The 18,490-nt window shown below is 41.4% G+C and carries 18 protein-coding genes; 16 read left to right on the forward strand and 2 right to left on the reverse strand.

Features of this window, described 5'->3' with window-relative positions:
- Positions 1 to 82: 82 nt before the first annotated feature.
- The 3 genes from MURRU_RS07135 (at position 83) to MURRU_RS07145 (ending at position 2,345) form a co-directional block, all read left to right on the forward strand.
- Entirely contained in the window at positions 83 to 712 is a 630-nt protein-coding gene (locus MURRU_RS07135; RefSeq protein WP_148261489.1) for a cation efflux transmembrane domain-containing protein, read from the forward strand.
- Between the two features lie 187 nt (positions 713 to 899).
- Complete coding sequence (locus MURRU_RS07140) at positions 900 to 1,709, forward strand: DUF1963 domain-containing protein (RefSeq protein WP_014032776.1); 810 nt, start codon at positions 900 to 902, stop codon at positions 1,707 to 1,709.
- A 27-nt stretch (positions 1,710 to 1,736) separates the two neighbouring features.
- Positions 1,737 to 2,345 (forward strand): class I SAM-dependent methyltransferase, encoded by a 609-nt coding sequence (locus MURRU_RS07145; protein WP_014032777.1) that lies wholly within the window; start codon positions 1,737 to 1,739, stop codon positions 2,343 to 2,345.
- Here MURRU_RS07145 and brnQ read toward each other — a convergent pair.
- The gene (brnQ, locus tag MURRU_RS07150) at positions 2,342 to 3,649 is read right to left on the reverse strand and encodes a branched-chain amino acid transport system II carrier protein (protein ID WP_014032778.1); all 1,308 of its coding nucleotides are present in this window, start codon (positions 3,647 to 3,649) and stop codon (positions 2,342 to 2,344) included. The genes MURRU_RS07145 and brnQ overlap by 4 nt on opposite strands.
- Before the next feature lie 243 nt (positions 3,650 to 3,892).
- On the opposite strand from brnQ, the gene MURRU_RS17610 reads away from it, so the two are divergent.
- Positions 3,893 to 4,147: a hypothetical protein gene (locus tag MURRU_RS17610; protein WP_014032779.1), complete on the forward strand. Its 255-nt coding sequence runs from the start codon at positions 3,893 to 3,895 to the stop codon at positions 4,145 to 4,147.
- Between the two features lie 119 nt (positions 4,148 to 4,266).
- Here MURRU_RS17610 and thiL read toward each other — a convergent pair whose 3' ends face one another.
- Entirely contained in the window at positions 4,267 to 5,319 is a 1,053-nt protein-coding gene (gene thiL, locus MURRU_RS07155) for a thiamine-phosphate kinase (protein WP_014032780.1), read from the reverse strand.
- Positions 5,320 to 5,566: 247 nt separating this feature from the next.
- Here thiL and MURRU_RS07160 point away from each other — a divergent pair, with 247 nt between their 5' ends.
- From MURRU_RS07160 to MURRU_RS17345, 12 genes are all read left to right on the forward strand, one after another.
- The gene (locus MURRU_RS07160; protein WP_014032781.1) at positions 5,567 to 5,896 is read left to right on the forward strand and encodes a HesB/IscA family protein; all 330 of its coding nucleotides are present in this window, start codon (positions 5,567 to 5,569) and stop codon (positions 5,894 to 5,896) included.
- Between the two features lie 40 nt (positions 5,897 to 5,936).
- On the forward strand, positions 5,937 to 7,382 hold the full coding sequence (gene sufB, locus MURRU_RS07165; protein WP_014032782.1) for a Fe-S cluster assembly protein SufB: 1,446 nt from the start codon (positions 5,937 to 5,939) through the stop codon (positions 7,380 to 7,382).
- A gap of 36 nt (positions 7,383 to 7,418) precedes the next feature.
- Positions 7,419 to 8,168 carry a Fe-S cluster assembly ATPase SufC gene (gene sufC, locus MURRU_RS07170; RefSeq protein ID WP_014032783.1) on the forward strand — a complete coding sequence of 250 codons (750 nt, stop codon included), beginning with the start codon at positions 7,419 to 7,421 and terminating at the stop codon, positions 8,166 to 8,168.
- A gap of 43 nt (positions 8,169 to 8,211) precedes the next feature.
- Complete coding sequence (locus MURRU_RS07175) at positions 8,212 to 8,601, forward strand: four helix bundle protein (RefSeq protein ID WP_014032784.1); 390 nt, start codon at positions 8,212 to 8,214, stop codon at positions 8,599 to 8,601.
- 43 nt (positions 8,602 to 8,644) lie between these two features.
- Complete coding sequence (sufD, locus tag MURRU_RS07180; RefSeq protein ID WP_041801852.1) at positions 8,645 to 9,961, forward strand: Fe-S cluster assembly protein SufD; 1,317 nt, start codon at positions 8,645 to 8,647, stop codon at positions 9,959 to 9,961.
- Positions 9,962 to 10,059: 98 nt separating this feature from the next.
- A complete protein-coding gene (locus MURRU_RS07185) occupies positions 10,060 to 10,731 on the forward strand; it encodes a porin family protein (RefSeq protein ID WP_014032786.1) in 672 nt (223 codons plus the stop codon).
- Positions 10,731 to 11,957, forward strand: a complete 1,227-nt coding sequence (locus tag MURRU_RS07190) for an aminotransferase class V-fold PLP-dependent enzyme (protein ID WP_014032787.1) — start codon at positions 10,731 to 10,733, stop codon at positions 11,955 to 11,957. The genes MURRU_RS07185 and MURRU_RS07190 overlap by 1 nt, the downstream gene beginning before the upstream one ends.
- Before the next feature lie 72 nt (positions 11,958 to 12,029).
- Complete coding sequence (locus MURRU_RS07195) at positions 12,030 to 12,452, forward strand: SufE family protein (protein ID WP_014032788.1); 423 nt, start codon at positions 12,030 to 12,032, stop codon at positions 12,450 to 12,452.
- Positions 12,453 to 12,458: 6 nt separating this feature from the next.
- Positions 12,459 to 12,788 carry an iron-sulfur cluster assembly protein gene (locus tag MURRU_RS07200; RefSeq protein WP_014032789.1) on the forward strand — a complete coding sequence of 110 codons (330 nt, stop codon included), beginning with the start codon at positions 12,459 to 12,461 and terminating at the stop codon, positions 12,786 to 12,788.
- Positions 12,789 to 13,048: 260 nt separating this feature from the next.
- Entirely contained in the window at positions 13,049 to 13,558 is a 510-nt protein-coding gene (locus tag MURRU_RS07205; protein WP_014032790.1) for a DUF2480 family protein, read from the forward strand.
- 269 nt (positions 13,559 to 13,827) lie between these two features.
- Positions 13,828 to 14,760, forward strand: coding sequence for a DUF3078 domain-containing protein (locus tag MURRU_RS07210; RefSeq protein WP_014032791.1), 933 nt, complete (start codon positions 13,828 to 13,830; stop codon positions 14,758 to 14,760).
- Between the two features lie 761 nt (positions 14,761 to 15,521).
- Positions 15,522 to 18,389, forward strand: coding sequence for a hybrid sensor histidine kinase/response regulator transcription factor (locus tag MURRU_RS17345; RefSeq protein WP_187289878.1), 2,868 nt, complete (start codon positions 15,522 to 15,524; stop codon positions 18,387 to 18,389).
- Positions 18,390 to 18,490: the final 101 nt, after the last annotated feature.

An 18,490-nucleotide genomic window follows, 5' to 3' on the forward strand; every position in this document is an offset into this window, starting at 1 on the left:
AACAAGTTCAACATGACGCCAAAAACATCATTATGACATTAAACGGACAATCAGTAAAGAAAGCATGCCTAAGACGTTTCCAATGAGTCAGGATAGAAAACTTTACCGGACCGCATTTGCTCTGGCCCTGTTCACCATTTTTTACAACATTGCCGAGGGGATTATTTCCACCTATTTGGGTTTTGAGGATGAAAGCCTTGCGCTATTTGGTTTTGGAACCGATAGCTTTATCGAGGTGATTTCCGGACTGGGCATTGCCCACATGGTTTTGCGCATCCAAAAGAATCCGGACAGCAATCGCGACAATTTTGAGCGAACCGCCCTTAGGGTTACAGGGGCGGCTTTTTATCTTTTGGTTGTCGGATTGGTCATTTCCAGCATTTATAATATTTGGACGGGGCACAAACCTTTGACGACCTTTTGGGGAGTCATCATTTCAGCAATATCCATACTCATTATGTGGATTTTGGTCTGGTGGAAACGCAAAGTAGGTCATAAACTGAATTCAGCACCAATTTTGGCCGATGCCAATTGCACGTTGGTCTGCGTGTACATGTCCATCATCTTACTGGTGAGCAGTGGGATCTACGAACTTTTTAAGATTCCTTATATTGATAGTATCGGTACTTTGGGATTGGCCTATTTTGCTTTTTCCGAAGGAAAGGAATGTTTTGAAAAGGCCAGGAGCAATAAACACTGTGGTTGTGATTGATAAAATGTCTTTACTCAAGTAGCCTTTAATCAAAACGCTTCAAAAAGTATTTGATTCAAAAAATAGAGCATTGGCCACTCCTTCATTAGGGAGCGCTTGGCCAGTTTCAACAGAGCAGTTGATCATATCATCTTTTGTCGGCAAGAAATATCTATTTTAGTTTGTAAAACACATAAAATCATTTACTATGAACAAACTGGAAAAGGCAAGACAAGCGATTTTGGATTATCCACTCAAGGAATATTTTGAAATAATTGGAATAGAAGCTTCAGACTATATTTTTTCAAACGAACACATTTCAGAAGGTTTGCAGTTTTGTATTGACGTAGTCAACGATAAAGTGTTAAATGAGTCTGATATTCCAATTGGCTCATCAAAGAGTTTGGGAGCTCCTCACCTTCCAAAAATCGTGGATTTGGAATCATTGAAAGGCTATGACTTTTTGGTTCAATTTAATTTTGAGGAATTAAAACCTTGTGATATTTTCGATTTTTTTCCAAACAAGGGCATTGTTTACTTATTTTATGACTTCAACAGCGTATCGGCAAAAGCGTTGTATTTTGATGGAGATTTTGAGCAGTTGGAAGTATTTGAAAAGGCAGGGGATAATTCAAAGAATAAATTTTCATCTCAATCAAAAAGGGAAAATCCATCAAAAATAACTTTCGATGCTGGATTTACATTTGGAAATTGGGATGAGAGAGAAGAAATAACCAAAGTAATTCCAAAGGAATTGAAAGCGACTCTATCAGAGATTTTTGGCTTCTCCAATCTTGATCCGTTGCGTTATGATTTTAACAAGGAAATATCTGGCAGTATTCTTGGCAAACCAACGTTTCTTATTGATGATGAAGGGTATGATAACCCGTTTTTGGACGACTATATTTTGTTATACGACTATTGTTTTGGGGACAATTACCTCCATTTTTGGATTGCCCCTGAGAATTTAAAAAAACGTGATTTTTCCAGGATTGAGGTAACAGTCTCTGTTGGGTAATAACGAGCAAAAATTTAAATAGTAAGTATGGATAAAAAAGACCATTGGGAAACCGTTTACGAAACCAAAAACCCCGATGAGGTAAGTTGGACGCAGGAGATTCCACAGACCTCTCTGGATTTTATCCATTCTTTTGGATTGGACAAAACATCCAAAATTATTGATGTGGGTGGTGGCGATAGTAAACTAGTCGATTTTTTGCTCGATGAGGGGTTTGAAAATGTTACCGTACTCGATATATCGGGCAAGGCCATTAAAAGAGCCAAAGAAAGGTTGGGGGATAGGGCTCAAAAGGTAAAATGGATTGAAAGTGACATTACCAAATTTAAACCTAAAGAAACTTATGATGTTTGGCATGATCGAGCCACATTTCATTTTTTAACTGAATCAAATCAGATTCAAACCTATGTGGAATTGACCAATAAAGCCGCCGTGGGCTACATGGTCCTGGGAACCTTCTCCGAAAATGGACCAAAAAAGTGCAGCGGTCTCGACATCAAACAATATAATGAACAGCAAATGGAGGCAACGTTTAAGGGATTTGATAAAATAGAATGCAAGACTGAGGACCACATCACGCCTTTTGGCACCACACAGCATTTTATCTTTTGCAGTTTTAAAAGAAAACAAGATTAGCTTGAAGCAGCTGTTTCTTTACTGTTGGTGATGTTCGAAACAATAAAGGCAATCAACGCTGGAAACACCCATCCCATTTGGTGTTGGCCCAACGGAATCCAATCAACATAAGGGGAAATAAACCCACCAAGGCCGATGCTTCCCAAAAAATCGGGAATGCTGAACAGAATAGTCACTCCAATTACCCGTTGAAACACCTTGGGCGAACCCCATTTTTTTGGAACCACATTCAGTAAAATCAAAATTATGGTAATGGGATAAATAAACATGAGTGATGGAACAGCTACGGTAATAATGTAGCCAACATCAAACTGCCCCACCAATACTCCCAGCGAGCAACCGATAAAGGCCGTAATCCGATAGGCCGATATAGCATTGTTGAACCTTCCTTTAATAAAATCCGAAGTTCCGGTTACGATTCCTACCGCTGTGGTAAAGCAGGCCAAGCTTACCAAAATACTGAGCAATATATTGGCCGTTTGCCCCAAGGTTTTTGTGCTGATTCCCCTTAGAAGAGCAGTTCTGGAAATATCGGTATCAAAAGCATCCCCGAACAATGCACCTGTGAGGATAAGGCCCCCGTACACCAAGAACAGCCCAATTCCCGCCCAAAGACCTGCTCTCCCAATAAGTCTCTTTTTATCTTTGAATGAAGCGGCTTTTTCCTTTAGGTTGATGGATATGATGATTACCGCCCCTACGACCACGGCACCAATCGCATCAAAAGTTTGGTAACCCTCCAAAATGCCCGAACTAAAGGGTTGGCCCATTTCTGATGGTACAAAATCAAAGTCCAATGCAAAGACAGCCGTTGCTATCATTATTAATAAGATAATCAGGATGCCTGGCGTTAATAGCTTGCCCAATGTATCTAAAACTTTGGAACGATTGATGACAAACACAAATACCAACATAAAATAGATTAGGCTGGTTAGCAACGAAGAAGAATCCGAAAAGGGCTGGACGGCCATTTCATGCGTTACCGATGCGGTTCTGGGCGATGGCAAAGCGATGGCGATGGCATAAATTAAATAACAGTACACCACACTAAATGTAGGAGAAACTTTTTTGGCAAAATCGAACAGGGTGCCCTGCAATTTGGCATGGGCAATAATGCCCAAAATTGGGATAAGGACGCCCGAAATGCAAAATCCCAAGGTGACCAACCACCATAAATCTCCTGATTTAAATCCCAATAATGGAGGCAAAACAAGGTTTCCCGCACCAAAAAAGAGGGAAAAAAGCGCAAAAGATGTAATTATTAAAGATTTCTTGCCGGTGGATTGTTGATAATTTGTTTTCAATACAGTATATTACAAAAGCGTTTTTGAGCGAAAAAAGATAGCTTTTTGTCGATTTTATTGCATTTCATCGAAAAAAATACTTTATCGATGCGATTACAAAATAAAAAGTTATCAACATCCGTTCCTATTAAAAGTTGAACCACTTAAAAATATTTTTATAACACAAAATTACTATTCACCAATTTAAGCATTTTCGAAGCTCCATATCGTAAATCATTGCTTTTCTCCAAACAACACCAGCTTATGAAAACAACTACTACACAGCATGGCAACAAATTCTCTTCTTTCTTTTGCAGTCTGTTCGGGCACCATTACACGGTTTCCAAAAAAGTGACCCAACACATAAAAGAATACAAATGTGTTCATTGCCAAAAACAGGTTACTACGGATGTTACTGGTAAACTTTCTGCATTGACTCCGCAAATGCAAGAAATCAACAGTACATTGGAAGATATGTACCGAAAACGAAAAAGCAGGGTAGTGCACCAAGTGGCATAACCCTTTTTTATTTTAGAAAAGGCCCAAATCTTATCCCGGAAACTTAAGTAATTGCCTACTGCTAATGGTTGCGTGCCCCAATGCCATGATGTAGGGATGCCCTTGATTTTCGGGATTTTTTATTGATTTTCGTTAAAGGAATTCCATCCCTGAGCCGTAATCGGAATTTTGGTCTCTGCCCTTGTAATCAGGTGGACGCCTTCGCTCTTTTCGGTCATGTGACCGATTACCGTTAGGTTCGGGTTCCCTTTTATTTTAGGAAAATCTGCTTGGTCGATCGTGAATAACAATTCATAATCCTCACCACCGCTCATGGCGATCATGGTACTGTCCATTTTAAATTCTTCGGAAGCGGAAATCACCGTGGGGTCCAAGGGAATTTTATCCTCAAAAACATTGCAGCCCACCTCGCTGTGCTTGCACAAGTGCATTACTTCGGAAGATAGTCCATCACTAATATCGATCATGGAAGTTGGTTTTACTTCCAGCTTTTTGAGCAAATCCACAATATCTTTTCGGGCTTCGGGCTTCAACTGTCTTTCTACGATATAGGAATAGGGCTCTAGGTCGGGTTGGCTGTTGGGGTTGACCTTGAAGACTTCTTTTTCACGTTTCAGGACTTGTAATCCCAAATAAGCACCACCTAAATCGCCGGTAACAACGAGTAAATCATTGGGCCTGCTTCCTTTTCGGTAAACGATGTCGTTTTCATTGGCCGCTCCAAGGGCAGTAACGCTAACAATCATTCCCCTAGTGGAAGAAGTAGTGTCGCCTCCTACCAAATCAACATTGTACAGTTTGCAGGCCAAGGCCACGCCTTCGTAAAATTCTTCAAGCGCTTCCAAAGGAAACCTGTTGGAAATGGCCAGTGAAACGGTGACCTGCGTGGCCATGGCATTCATGGCATAAATATCGGAAAGGTTAACCATCACCGATTTGTATCCCAAATGCTTTAGGGGCATGTAGCTCAAATCAAAATGAACACCCTCAACCAACATATCGGTGGACACAATGGTTTTTTTGCCCTCGTAATCCATTACGGCAGCGTCATCCCCGACCCCGATGAGGGAGGATGGTTGATTGAGTTTAAAGTTTTTGGTAAGATGTTCGATCAGGCCAAATTCGCCCAATTCTTCCAACGATGTACGTTCTTGATTCTTGTCTTCTAGCATTTTGCAAAAATAATGAGGATAATTGTAAATTTTGGTGTGGGACGGAACATAAATTTTTTTCGTTGAAATGATGTGATAAATAAAGGAAAATCCATGAGAGTACAAGCTATACAGGCATTGTGGCCAAGCAGGTCAATTTTCCATAAGGAACACCTATGGAATCATTCGTTATAATAATGTTAGTTGCTATGGTAAAACCCTACATATACAGTATATTTGTGGGCTATTTAGATTAAATACAAGTAAGATGATTAAGGTTTCAGAATCAGCAAGGCACAAAGTAGTTTCGCTCATGACCGAAGAAGGTTTTGATGCAACTACGGATTTTGTGCGTGTTGGCGTAAAGAGTGGCGGGTGCAGTGGATTGTCTTATGAGTTGACATTTGACAATTCTGCGGCAGATACGGATAAAGTTTTTGAGGATAACGATGTGAGAATCATTGTGGACAAAAAGAGCTTTTTGTATTTGGTAGGCACCACATTGGAATATTCTGGAGGTTTAAACGGGAAAGGATTTGTTTTCAACAACCCAAATGCCCAACGAACCTGCGGATGTGGAGAAAGTTTTTCACTATAAACATTGACAAAAAGCCTGTAATTGGCTAACTTATAGATATATGGCTTATACAGAGGAAGAATTAAAAAAAGAACTGGAGACCAAAGAGTACGAGTATGGTTTCTACACGGATATTGAATCGGATACCCTTCCCAAAGGGTTGAACGAGGATATTGTTATTGCCATCTCCAAAAAGAAGGAAGAACCGGACTGGATGACAGCGTGGCGATTGGAAGCTTTTCGTGCTTGGAAAGAAATGGACGAACCCGAGTGGGCAAACGTAACCTATAAGAAACCGGACTTTCAGGATATTTCCTATTATTCTGCACCCAACAAAAAACCGAAGTATGATAGCTTGGACGAAGTGGATCCAGAATTGCTGGACACTTTTAAAAAGTTGGGAATATCGGTGGACGAGCAAAAGAAGTTGGCTGGAGTTGCTGTGGATATTGTTATGGACTCCGTTTCGGTGGCCACAACCTTCAAAAAGACATTGGCGGAGAAAGGGATTATTTTCTGTTCCATTTCCGAAGCCATAAAAGAACATCCTGAATTGGTTAAAAAGTATTTGGGAACCGTAGTGCCCCAAAAAGACAACTTTTATGCGGCATTGAATTCGGCTGTTTTCTCCGATGGGTCTTTCTGCTATATTCCAAAAGGAGTAAGATGTCCGATGGAACTTTCTACCTATTTCCGGATTAACCAAGCAGGAACCGGTCAGTTCGAAAGAACTTTGGTGATTGCCGAAGAAGGCAGTTATGTGAGTTATTTGGAAGGATGTACCGCCCCCATGCGTGATGAGAACCAATTGCACGCAGCCGTTGTTGAGTTGGTCGCCTTGGACAATGCAGAAATCAAATACTCCACAGTTCAGAATTGGTACCCAGGAAACGACCAGGGAAAAGGAGGTGTTTTCAACTTTGTGACCAAACGTGGACTTTGTGAGAACCATGCCAAAATTTCATGGACACAGGTGGAAACAGGCTCGGCCGTAACATGGAAATATCCGTCCTGCATCTTGAAGGGAGATTATTCCATAGGCGAGTTTTATTCCATCGCCGTGACCAACAATTTTCAGCAAGCCGATACAGGGACCAAAATGATCCACTTGGGGAAAAACACCAAGAGCACCATTATTTCCAAAGGTATTTCCGCAGGTAAGTCGCAAAACAGCTACCGAGGATTGGTACAGGTGAACAGTAGGGCGGAAAACGCCAGAAACTTCTCACAATGTGATTCCCTGTTGATGGGTAACGATTGTGGAGCGCATACATTCCCCTACATTGAGGTTAAGAACAAAACAGCGCAGATAGAACACGAAGCCACCACCAGTAAGATCGGGGAGGATCAGATTTTCTATTGTAACCAACGTGGTATCGATACCGAAAAAGCCATTGCATTGATCGTAAATGGATTTAGCAAGGAAGTATTGAACAAGCTGCCTATGGAGTTTGCTGTTGAGGCACAAAAACTATTGGAAATCAGTTTGGAAGGTTCAGTTGGATAAAAAAACATCATAAAATAATATTTGAAGAAGAATAGCATGCTAGAAATCAAAAATTTACACGCAAGCGTAGACGATAAAGAAATCCTTAAGGGAATTGACCTAAAGGTGAATGCAGGAGAGGTACACGCTATTATGGGACCCAACGGTTCAGGTAAAAGTACCTTGGCCGAAGTAATCGCGGGTCAAGAGGAATTTGAAGTAGGTGAAGGAAGCATCCTCTTGGAAGGAGAGGATTTGGAAGAACTTTCTCCAGAGGAAAGAGCTCATAAAGGTGTTTTTCTTTCGTTCCAATACCCCGTTGAGATTCCAGGGGTGTCGGTTACCAACTTTATGAGAACCGCCATTAACGAATCGAGAAAAGCACAAGGTTTGGAAGATATGCCAGCCAATGAAATGCTGAAAAAGATTCGTGAGAAGTCCGAAATGTTGGAAATTGATAGAAAATTTCTATCCCGTTCCTTGAACGAAGGTTTCTCTGGAGGTGAAAAGAAGCGTAACGAAATCTTTCAAATGGCGATGATGGAACCCAAATTGGCCATCTTGGACGAAACCGACTCTGGTTTGGACATTGATGCCCTTAGAATTGTGGCCAATGGTGTAAACAAATTGCGCGGCAAGGACAACGCCATTATCGTGATTACCCACTACCAGCGATTGCTGGAATACATCGTTCCCGATTTTGTTCACGTATTGCACGATGGTAAAATCGTGAAATCTGGAACCAAGCAATTAGCCTTGGAACTGGAGGAAAAAGGATACGACTGGTTAAAAGAAGAAGTTGTTTAAAGTTTCAAGTTTGATGTTCAAGGTTTGAAGTTAATCATAAGTTATGGCAACTGTAAAACGATTTGAAGACTTGGAAATTTGGCAAGAAGCGAGAAAGCTTGCTGAAGAAATCAATAAACTTGCAACTAGTACAGCGCTTAAAAACGACTATAAACTAAAAGACCAAATAAAAGGCTCGTCCGGTTCGGTTATGGACAACATAGCCGAGGGTTTTGAACGTGACGGCAATATGGAATTCCGTCAGTTTTTGTCCATAGCCAAAGGCTCTTCGGGCGAAACGCGTTCACAACTGTACCGAGTTTTTGATTGCGGATATATTTCAGAAGAAATTCTTGATAAATTAACTTCTGAATACAGGCAACTGAGCAAGAGAATTGCTTCGTTTATGACCTATTTAAATAAGAAAGATTACAAAGGAAATAAGTTCAGGTAAAAGGAACTTGAAACTTTAAACCTGAAACAAGAAACCAATGAAAATGGATTTAAAGGAAAAATTAGTCTCCTCTTTTTTGGCTTTTGAAGATGGATTGGATTTAGATCATCCGGTACATGAAGAGCGAAACAATGCCATTAAGAACTTTGAGACAAAGGGCTTTCCCACCAAAAAGGACGAAGCTTGGAAATATACCTCGTTGAGAGGCTTGCAAAAAGTAGATTTCAGCATCTTTCCAAAGCAAGAGACCACTTTGGAATACAAAGATGTCAAGAAATACTTTCTCCACGAGATAGATACTTACAAAATTGTTTTTGTGGATGGCGTTTATAGCTCATACCTATCCGAAACAACGCACGATGGTGTGGATGTCTGTTTGATGAGCTCCGCGTTCAGCAAGCCGATGTTTCAACAGGTGATAGAGGTGTATTTCAACAAGGCGGCATCCAAGGATGAGTCTTTGACCTCGTTGAACACTGCATTTTGTAAAGAAGGAGCATACATCTACATTCCAAAGAACAAAATGCCCAAAAAGCCTATCCAAATATTGCATTTGGCCACAGGCAATGAGGCAGCTTTGATGCTACAACCTAGGAACTTGATCGTTGCCGAGGACAACGCCGAGGTTCAAATTATAGAACGTCACCAAAGCTTGACCGGCAACGAAGTGTTCACCAATTCCGTAACCGAAATTTTTGCGGGCAAGGATGCTATCGTTGATTATTACAAGGTTCAAAACGACGAGTCTACCGCTTCTTTGGTGGACAACACTTATATATCCCAAAAGAATAGCAGTGTCGTAAGGGTACACACCTTCTCTTTGGGCGGAAAATTGATTCGTAACAACCTGAACTTTTATCAGAATGGGGAGCGCATCGACTCTACATTAAAAGGAATTACCATTCTTGGGGATAAACAGCACGTGGATCATCATACTTTGGTACACCACGCGCAGCCCAACTGTGAGAGCCACCAAGATTACAAAGGAATATTTGGAGATGGTTCCACAGGGGTTTTCAACGGTAAGATTGTTGTGGACAAGATTGCTCAGAAAACGGATGCCTTTCAGCAGAACAACAATATTTTGTTGAGCGATAAATCGACCATCAACTCAAAACCCCAACTGGAGATTTTTGCGGACGATGTAAAATGTTCGCACGGATGTACCATTGGTCAGTTGGATGAAGAAGCACTCTTTTACCTAAGATCAAGAGGGATTCCTAAGAAAGAAGCTAAAGCTTTGTTGATGTACGCTTTTGCCAACAACGTGTTGGAAAGTGTTCGTATTCCCGAGCTTAAGGCACGAATCAACAAAATCATAGCCAATAAACTGGGCGTTCGTATGGGATTTGACCTTTAGACATAAAGTTTGTAAAATAATACTTCAACCTTACTCTATATTATTAATCAAAGCTGCACTAATTAGATGTATGGCTTTAAATTCAAGTTTGATTAAATATGAAAAAATCAGTAAGTGTTGTTGTAATTGTTTTGTTAGCGAGCAGTTTATTTGTGAATGCCCAAGAACGAAATTTTGGAGTTGTTGGAGGCATAAATTATGGAAATATTAGAGGAGATAGAGCAGAATCCATCAACAGTAGTTGGCGTCTTGCTTATCATTTTGGTATCTTTTCAAATATTTCATTGAGTGATAGGATAGCTTTGGAGCCAAGAATACTCTTTTCTTCAAAAGGATATGATGATGAAATTGATTTTGACGAGCTTAACTTTGCTCCAATAGATGGCCCAACTATTCCACAAAATCGTGTAAACTATACTAGTAGAAATAATTATCTGTCAGTTCCTGTATTGCTTAAATATAAGTTGGTGAATAATCTTAGTTTGGATTTGGGACCAGAAATTGCTTTCTTATTGCATTCAAAAGATATAATTACCAAAGTCGATAGAGAAGGCTTTTATGCGAAAGGTGATGTGCCGAATGAGGGTTCAGGTGATTTCTTTCTGGATTATGGAGCTATGGCTGGTGTAACCTATTATTTTACAGATGATGCATCCATACAACTTAATTATTTTCATGGGCTATCCAATTTACACAGAAAAAATCCCATAGGTGATTCAACGGAGAACAATTCAGTGATTCAACTTTCTTTAGGTTATCTTATTTTTTAATGATTGTAAAGACTCTAGACATACAAGCAATACGTAAGGACTTCCCCATCCTCCAAAGAGAGGTCAATGGGAAGCCTTTGGTGTATTTGGACAATGCAGCCACCTCACAGACACCACAGCAGGTAATCGATGCGATTGTAAATTATTACCAAGGCTATAATGCCAATATCCACCGTGGGGTACATACCCTGTCACAAGAAGCAACGGATGCCTACGAAGCAGCGCGGTATAAAATCCAAAAGCACTTTAATATTGCCCATCCCTACGAGGTGATTTTTACTTCGGGAACCACCGACAGTATCAATTTGGTTGCCAATGGATTCAATTCGTTTTTGAAAGAAGGAGACGAGATTCTGGTTTCTGCTATGGAGCACCATTCCAATATTGTGCCTTGGCAAATGCTGTGCGAACGAACAGGTGCAGTGCTCAGAGTGATTCCCATGAATCTGGAGGGAGAGTTGGTCATGGAAGAATATCGCAAGTTGTTGTCTGAAAAGACCAAGTTGGTATTCTGTAACCACGTTTCGAATGCATTGGGAACCATCAATCCAATAAAAGAAATCATTGATGCCGCCCACGAAGTCGGAGCCGCCATTCTGATTGATGGCGCACAGGCAGCGGCCCACATTAAAGCGGACCTACAAGCCTTGGATGTGGATTTTTATACCGTCTCCGCCCATAAAATGTGTGGGCCTACAGGTGTTGGAATGTTGTATGGCAAGGAGGAATGGCTTAAAAAATTGCCGCCCTACCAAGGAGGAGGGGAAATGATTGCCGAAGTTACTTTTGAAAAGACCACCTACGCCGATTTGCCCCATAAGTTTGAAGCAGGGACTCCGAACATCTGCGGAGGAATAGCTTTTGGTGCAGCATTGGATTATATGAACAGTATCGGTTTTGATGCCATCGCCCAGTATGAAGATGAGTTGGTGGAATATGCCACAGAACAATTGCTCACCATCGATGGACTGAAAATTTACGGAACGGCAGCGAACAAAACTTCGGTGATATCCTTCAATATTGAAGGAATCCATCCCTACGACATCGGTACCATAGTGGATAAATTGGGCATCGCCGTGCGTACAGGGCACCATTGTGCACAACCCATTATGGATTTTTATAAGATTCCGGGGACGGTAAGAGCCAGTTTCAGTTTTTACAATACCAAAGAAGAAGTGGATAAATTGGTCGAAGCCGTAAAGCGGGCCAGGAATATGTTGCTGTAGCCGAAGCGTTATCATTATCATAAAGACTTGAATTGCAGCTTACCGAGTTGTACTTTTGAACAAAACCACAGCATGACCATAAAAAAAATACAGGAAGAGATAATAGACGAGTTCTCCATGTTCGACGACTGGATGCAGCGATATGAATATATGATTGAACTCGGAAAGGCCCTTCCATTGATAGAGGAACAGTACAAGACGGATGATAACCTGATCAAAGGTTGCCAGAGCAAGGTTTGGGTGCATGCCGAACTGGATGATGACAAATTGGTTTTTACTGCCGATAGCGATGCCATAATCACCAAAGGTATTATAGCCATATTGGTACGAGCTTTCAGCAATCAAAAACCACAGGACATTATTGATGCCGATGTTGAGTTTATAGATGAAATAGGACTTAAAGAACATTTGTCGCCAACACGTGCAAACGGATTGGTAAGTATGATCAAGCAACTAAAATTGTACGCGGTTGCCTATCAAACACAGTTAAAATAACACAGAATGAACGAAGAAACTACCATAGATACACAAGAACTGGGCGAAAAAATCGTAAAAGTGCTCAAGACCATTTATGATCCAGAGATTCCTGTGGACATATATGAACTGGGCTTGATTTACGATGTTTTCGTGAACGAAGAATACGAGGTGAAAATCCTGATGACGCTTACATCGCCCAACTGTCCCGTGGCCGAAACCCTGCCCGTTGAGGTTGAGGAAAAAGTAAAATCCATTGATGTTTTGAAGGATGTGGAGGTGGAGATCACGTTTGATCCCCCTTGGACCCAAGAGTTGATGAGCGAGGAGGCGAAGTTGGAGCTAGGTCTCTTGTAAAGATTGGTCATTCTGAACTTGCCTGCCTGCCGGCAAAGGTAGGTCTTAGAATCTCTGTAGTTAACTATGGATTCCGCATCGTGCTTCGACTACGCTCAGCATCCGTGCGCAATGACATTCTAACTTATTTTATCAAGAGTTTTGTCATTCCTGCGAAAGCAGGAATCCATAAATGAATATTCCTGTTTTGGCAGGAGCAATCCATAGCTTGGTCAAGCACTTGGAACAAAAATATATACGACCTCAGACTTCTGAATATTATGGAAAAGGAAATCGTAAATAGAGTAGCGCAAAGCAAGTTGATTACCTTCAACTTGGAGGATTATTATCCCATAGGAGAACGTAAGGTGCTGGACATTAAAGATTGGTTGTACGAAGGCTTTATTTTGCGTGAAAAGGAGTTTCGTGCCCATGTGGAAGAACACGATTGGTCAAACTACCAAGATGCTTATGTAGCCTTGCAATGTTCCACGGATGCCATTGTGCCGGGTTGGGCCTTTATGCTGATTGCGTCCAAACTCCATCCTTATGCCAAAAAGGTGGTTCAAGGAAGCTTGGAAAATCTTGAAACCGCACTCTATCAAACTATACTGGAACAATTGGATGTTTCGGAATTTGCGGATAAACCCGTAATCATAAAAGGTTGTTCCAACAAACCCGTTCCCGAAAATGCCTACCTAATGGCCGTTACCAAAATACAAGAAGTGGCCAAAAGTGTCATGTACGGCGAAGCATGTTCATCTGTGCCCTTGTTTAAAAGAAAAAAATAAGTTTTATTCATTTGATGTCCATTTCTGTAATTCTGGGTGGAGCGAAGAATCTATATTCGGTTAAGGGATGAAAGGTAAATGGTGCAGCAATCATTTCTTAGCTGATTGGGTTGACACCAATTCCACGAATTTTCACAAGTTGTTCTGCTAAATTCTTATGTATCAACTCCAATAGTCCTGATTCCTTTACCTATTGATTATTGTTGCTTGTTAAATGGAAAAGAAGTGACATTCCTTACATTTGCGGTTCTAAACATAAACTCCATACTATGAAAAAACTACTCTTTACTGCTGTGGCTTTCTTTGTGCTGTTATCGGCAACTGCACAGACCGAGGAAGAACTCAAAGCCCAAATCGCCCCAAAAAAAGATTCTATCGCTGCTATCCAGTCGCGGGTCAATGCGCTTCAAGCAAAACTGAACGCATTGCCGGGTTGGAAAGTTGGTGCTTTTGGAACCATTGGCGGAAGTATATCCCAGTTCAACAATTGGTTTGCCCAAGGAATTCCCAATAACTCATCAGGTAATATTGGATTTACCGTAAATGCTTTTGCCAATCTTCAAGAAGAGAAGTTTTTTTGGAGAAATGCTGCCAATTTGAACCTGTCTTGGGTTAAACTGGACGACAAGGACGACCCCACCGACAATGATAGTTTTCGCCAAGCTACGGATGTGTTCAATATTTCATCTTTGTATGGTAGAAAACTGAGTGAGAAATTTGCAATTTCTGCTTTGGCGGAATACAGGACCACCATTTTGAGCAACTTTAACGACCCAGGATACCTCGACCTTGGTGTAGGTGCTACGTGGACACCTATTCCGGATTTGGTGGTTGTGATGCATCCGCTCAACTACAACTTCGTGTTCAGTAGTGAAGATACTATTTTTGAATCTTCCATGGGTGCCAAGATTGTGGCAGACTACACCAAGCAAATTGGTGCGATTAGCTTTAAGAGTAACCTGTCCTTGTTCCAGAGTTATGAAAGTAGCAATTTGAGCAATTGGACATGGACCAACTCCTTTAGCTACAAGTTATGGAAAATGATTGGTGTAGGTTTTGACTTTGGATTGAGAAACAACAAGCAGGAAACCTTGAATTATATTGTAAACAACGCTCCAACTACAAACCCAGATGCCACGTTCGATACCATTGATAACGAGTTGCAAACATACTGGACCTTGGGATTGAGCTATAAGTTTTGATCAAGCAAGGCACATTGACAAAAAAAGCCCTCGATAAAGAGGGCTTTTTTGTGGGGTGAAAAATATGTTTTCCGTGTTTTTAAGCCATGGTCTAAGTAGGTTAAGATCTGTAAAATCTGTGCGTGACACTAAAATGACTTAAAAACAATGTGAAAGTAGGTCATCTGTTGCCACTCACTAAACTTTTGTTGTGAATTGGCCAGAATATGTTGTGGAAAGAGTCTATCAAGATATAGAACTCGTCTTGAGTTGTTGTAATTTGCTGCAAAATCTTCTTTTGCCCCCATATTTTACCTTTTTCTTGCCCCGTATCCCTGCTATGTCGCTCGAAAAAGTCTTCATCTGGACACAGGACGGAGCGTATAAAAATAATCCTGTGGATTATTATAGCAAACAGGCCGGCCGGCACCAAGGCTAATTTTCGCTTAAATGAAACAACTCAAGACGAGTTCATATAATCGGAAAAATGGAACACTTTGTCCCGAGGAGTTTTTTCAGTATTCGTCCAAAAGTTCGGGATATTTATGGCAAATCCATTTCGTGAATGGTTGCTTTATTGATAATGGGCCAGATTATGATAGTGTTGGATATTGGTAGTATTTGAAACTATAGCGTTAGTGGGTCAAAAGAGGACAACATATTTTAGATGTGCCCCAATTGTCTGAAATTAAGTAACTTGTATGGATACGCCCCTAAAGATGAAAAGATTTTTATCGATACTTTTTTTCCTTGCTTTCGTTTTATCCCATTCACAGAAAAAAGTGGACAGCTTGAGAATGGAACTGTCAAGGACCAAGATTGATTCCTTCCAAATAAAGACCTTGTACCGTCTTTTCGTGGAGTATCAAAAAAATTCGACCAAAAAAGCGGAGAAGACCATACTCCAGGCCATAGAATTGGCAGAAAAATCTGATTACCATAACCTTTTGGCCAAGGGTTACAATTTATATGGAGATTTTTTAAGGATACAGTCTAGGGAAGATTCTGCCATTGCCGTGATCAAGACCGGTTTGACAATTTCCGAGCGTATTGGTTTTGAAAAAGGAAAATGGGAAGCCTTGGTCAGCTTGGGACATTGCTATTGGCAAAAAGGGGATTTTGACAAGGCCCAAAAATCGTATAATAAAGTCATAGGAACCACAAAAGATCTTGGAGGCACGGCCCTGGCCTATATTGGCATGGGAGCCGTATACTCCCAAAAAGGGGAGTACGCGAGGGCAATGGAACAATACACCATGGCTTCCGAAAATTTTTTGCAGTTGGGAGACGAAGCCAATTATGCCGTGGCCATTGGCAACATTGGGTATATACAGCGCAGCTTGGAAAATTATGGAAGCGCGGCCAACTATTTTAAGATAAGCGACAGCATCAACAACAAACTGGGGAATCTTTCAGGCCAGGCTTTCGCTGCCTACAATTTATCGGTGGTTTATAAAAACATGGACGTATTGGATTCTGCCACCATATACAACAAAAAGGGGTTGGAACTTTATTCCCAGCTGGGATATAAAAAAAGAATTTCCTATTGCCATTTTACCATGGGGGAAATCCATGTAAAGAAAAACAATCTCCAAGAAGCCCTGGAATCGTACCAAAAATCATTGGACATTTCCATTGCGGTCGATGACTCGGTACAAATAGGCTATTCCAGTATGGCCGTTGCAGATATGTACAATCTATTGGGCAATCGAAAAAAATCCGTTGCCTACCTCAAAAATGCTGCAAAAGTGGCCAGCAGGATGGAGCTGAACATTCTTTCCATGGATATCCATGAGCGTTTGGCAAAACACCTTTCCGCCGAAGGGGACATGGCCGGAGCCTACAAAAACCTTGAACAGTTCGTGCTGTTGAAAGACAGTCTCTATACCCGGGAAAAGCGCGAACTGGCAAGCGAGATCGAGGCTCAATACCAAAATGAACAAAAGACCAAGGAAATTGCACTCCTGGCTTCCGAAAGGGAATTGCAGACACTTCAGTTGAGGAAAAGGGTGAACGAGCGCAATGCCATAATCATATTTGCAGTTTTGACCATCCTTTTGGCAGTCCTTCTGTTCAATCAGTACCGGATAAAACAAAGGTCAAATAAAGAGCTCCAAGAACTGGATCGGTTGAAGTCCAATTTTTTTGCCAACATTTCCCACGAGTTCAGGACGCCATTGACGCTGATAAAAGGGACGATTGAAAAATGGGAACAAAATCCCGGGGAAAAACCGGAAAAGGAGGACGTGAAGATGGTACGTAGAAACACGAACAAGGTCCTGGGACTCGTAAACCAGTTGTTGGAACTCTCGAAGATAGACCAGGGAAAACTGCAATTAAAGCCCACTGAAGGGGATGTCCATAAATGCCTCCGAACGGCCACCTCATCCTTTAATTCCCATGCGGCACAACGGGACATGGATTATCGTGTAAAGATTCCAAGCGAAGTATTATGGGCAGCTTTTGATCGTGACAAATTGGAGAAAGTAGTGTACAATCTCCTGAGCAATGCATTTAAATTTAGTGGAAATGGCGAATGTGTGTCATTTACTGCCACGTATGAAACCAATGAACTCACGATCCAAGTTTTGGATTCGGGCAAAGGGATTTCCGGCGAAAAGTTGCCTTTCATCTTTGACCGTTTTTATCAGGTCGATAGCACTTTGACAAAGGAACACGAAGGTTCGGGAATCGGGCTTTCACTCTCCAAGGATTTGATCGAATTGATGGACGGCACCATAACCGTAGCGAGCGAGGAAGGCAAAGGATCATGCTTTACGGTACAGATTCCCATTGAAAGGATAGAGACCGGACAGCCCCGGCCAAAGGAACAGGAACAGGTGACTGGAAACAAACAAGCACGATACACCACCCCGTTCCGCCTCAACAAATCGGACAAACGCAATGTGCCAACAATATTATTGGTGGAGGACAATGAAGACATGCGGCAATTCATTAAGGCAGGACTTTTGGATGAATATCGAATCTTGGAAGCAGTGAATGGAGAAGATGGGCTGAAAATGGCCATCTCAAAAATGCCCGACCTAGTGATAACAGATCTGATGATGCCCAAAATGGACGGAGTGGATCTCTGCAAAAAAATGAAGACCATGGTGGAAACCTGCCATATTCCCATAATAATGCTAACGGCCAAAGCAGGTGTGGAAAACAAGATAGAGGGGTTGGAAACCGGAGCCGATGATTATTTGACCAAACCTTTTGAGACCAAAGAACTTTTGGTGCGTGCCCGAAACCTTATCGAACAGCGAAGAAAATTCAGGGAACTTTTTTCAAGCCAAGCAACAAAAATCGACCCCAAGGAAGTCACGGTAAATTCTTTGGACGAGCAGTTCTTGGAAAAAGTACTCGATTTGTTGGAAAGGGAACATGCCGATTCAGATTTCGGTGTGGCCCAAATGCAAAAGGGATTGGCGATGAGCAAAACCCAATTGCACAGAAAATTAAAGGCCATTACCAACGAATCCCCAGGTGAACTGCTAAGGAATTTCAGATTGAAACGGGCCGCACAACTGTTGTCCCAAAATGTGGACAGTGTCACACAAGTTGCCTACCAGGTCGGGTTCAACAATCTTTCCTATTTTGCCAAATGTTTTAAAGAACTCTACGGGGTTTCCCCGTCTTCCTACTAATTTCCATAAGCTATTTGCCAAAGTTCCCGGTATGGAACCTTACTGTCATCTTTTGGAACTTTTCTATTAGTGCCCTGCGTGTCCAACAGATAATTTTGGAC

Origin of the sequence: Allomuricauda ruestringensis DSM 13258, assembly GCF_000224085.1 — a bacterium.
GTDB lineage: Bacteria > Bacteroidota > Bacteroidia > Flavobacteriales > Flavobacteriaceae > Flagellimonas > Flagellimonas ruestringensis.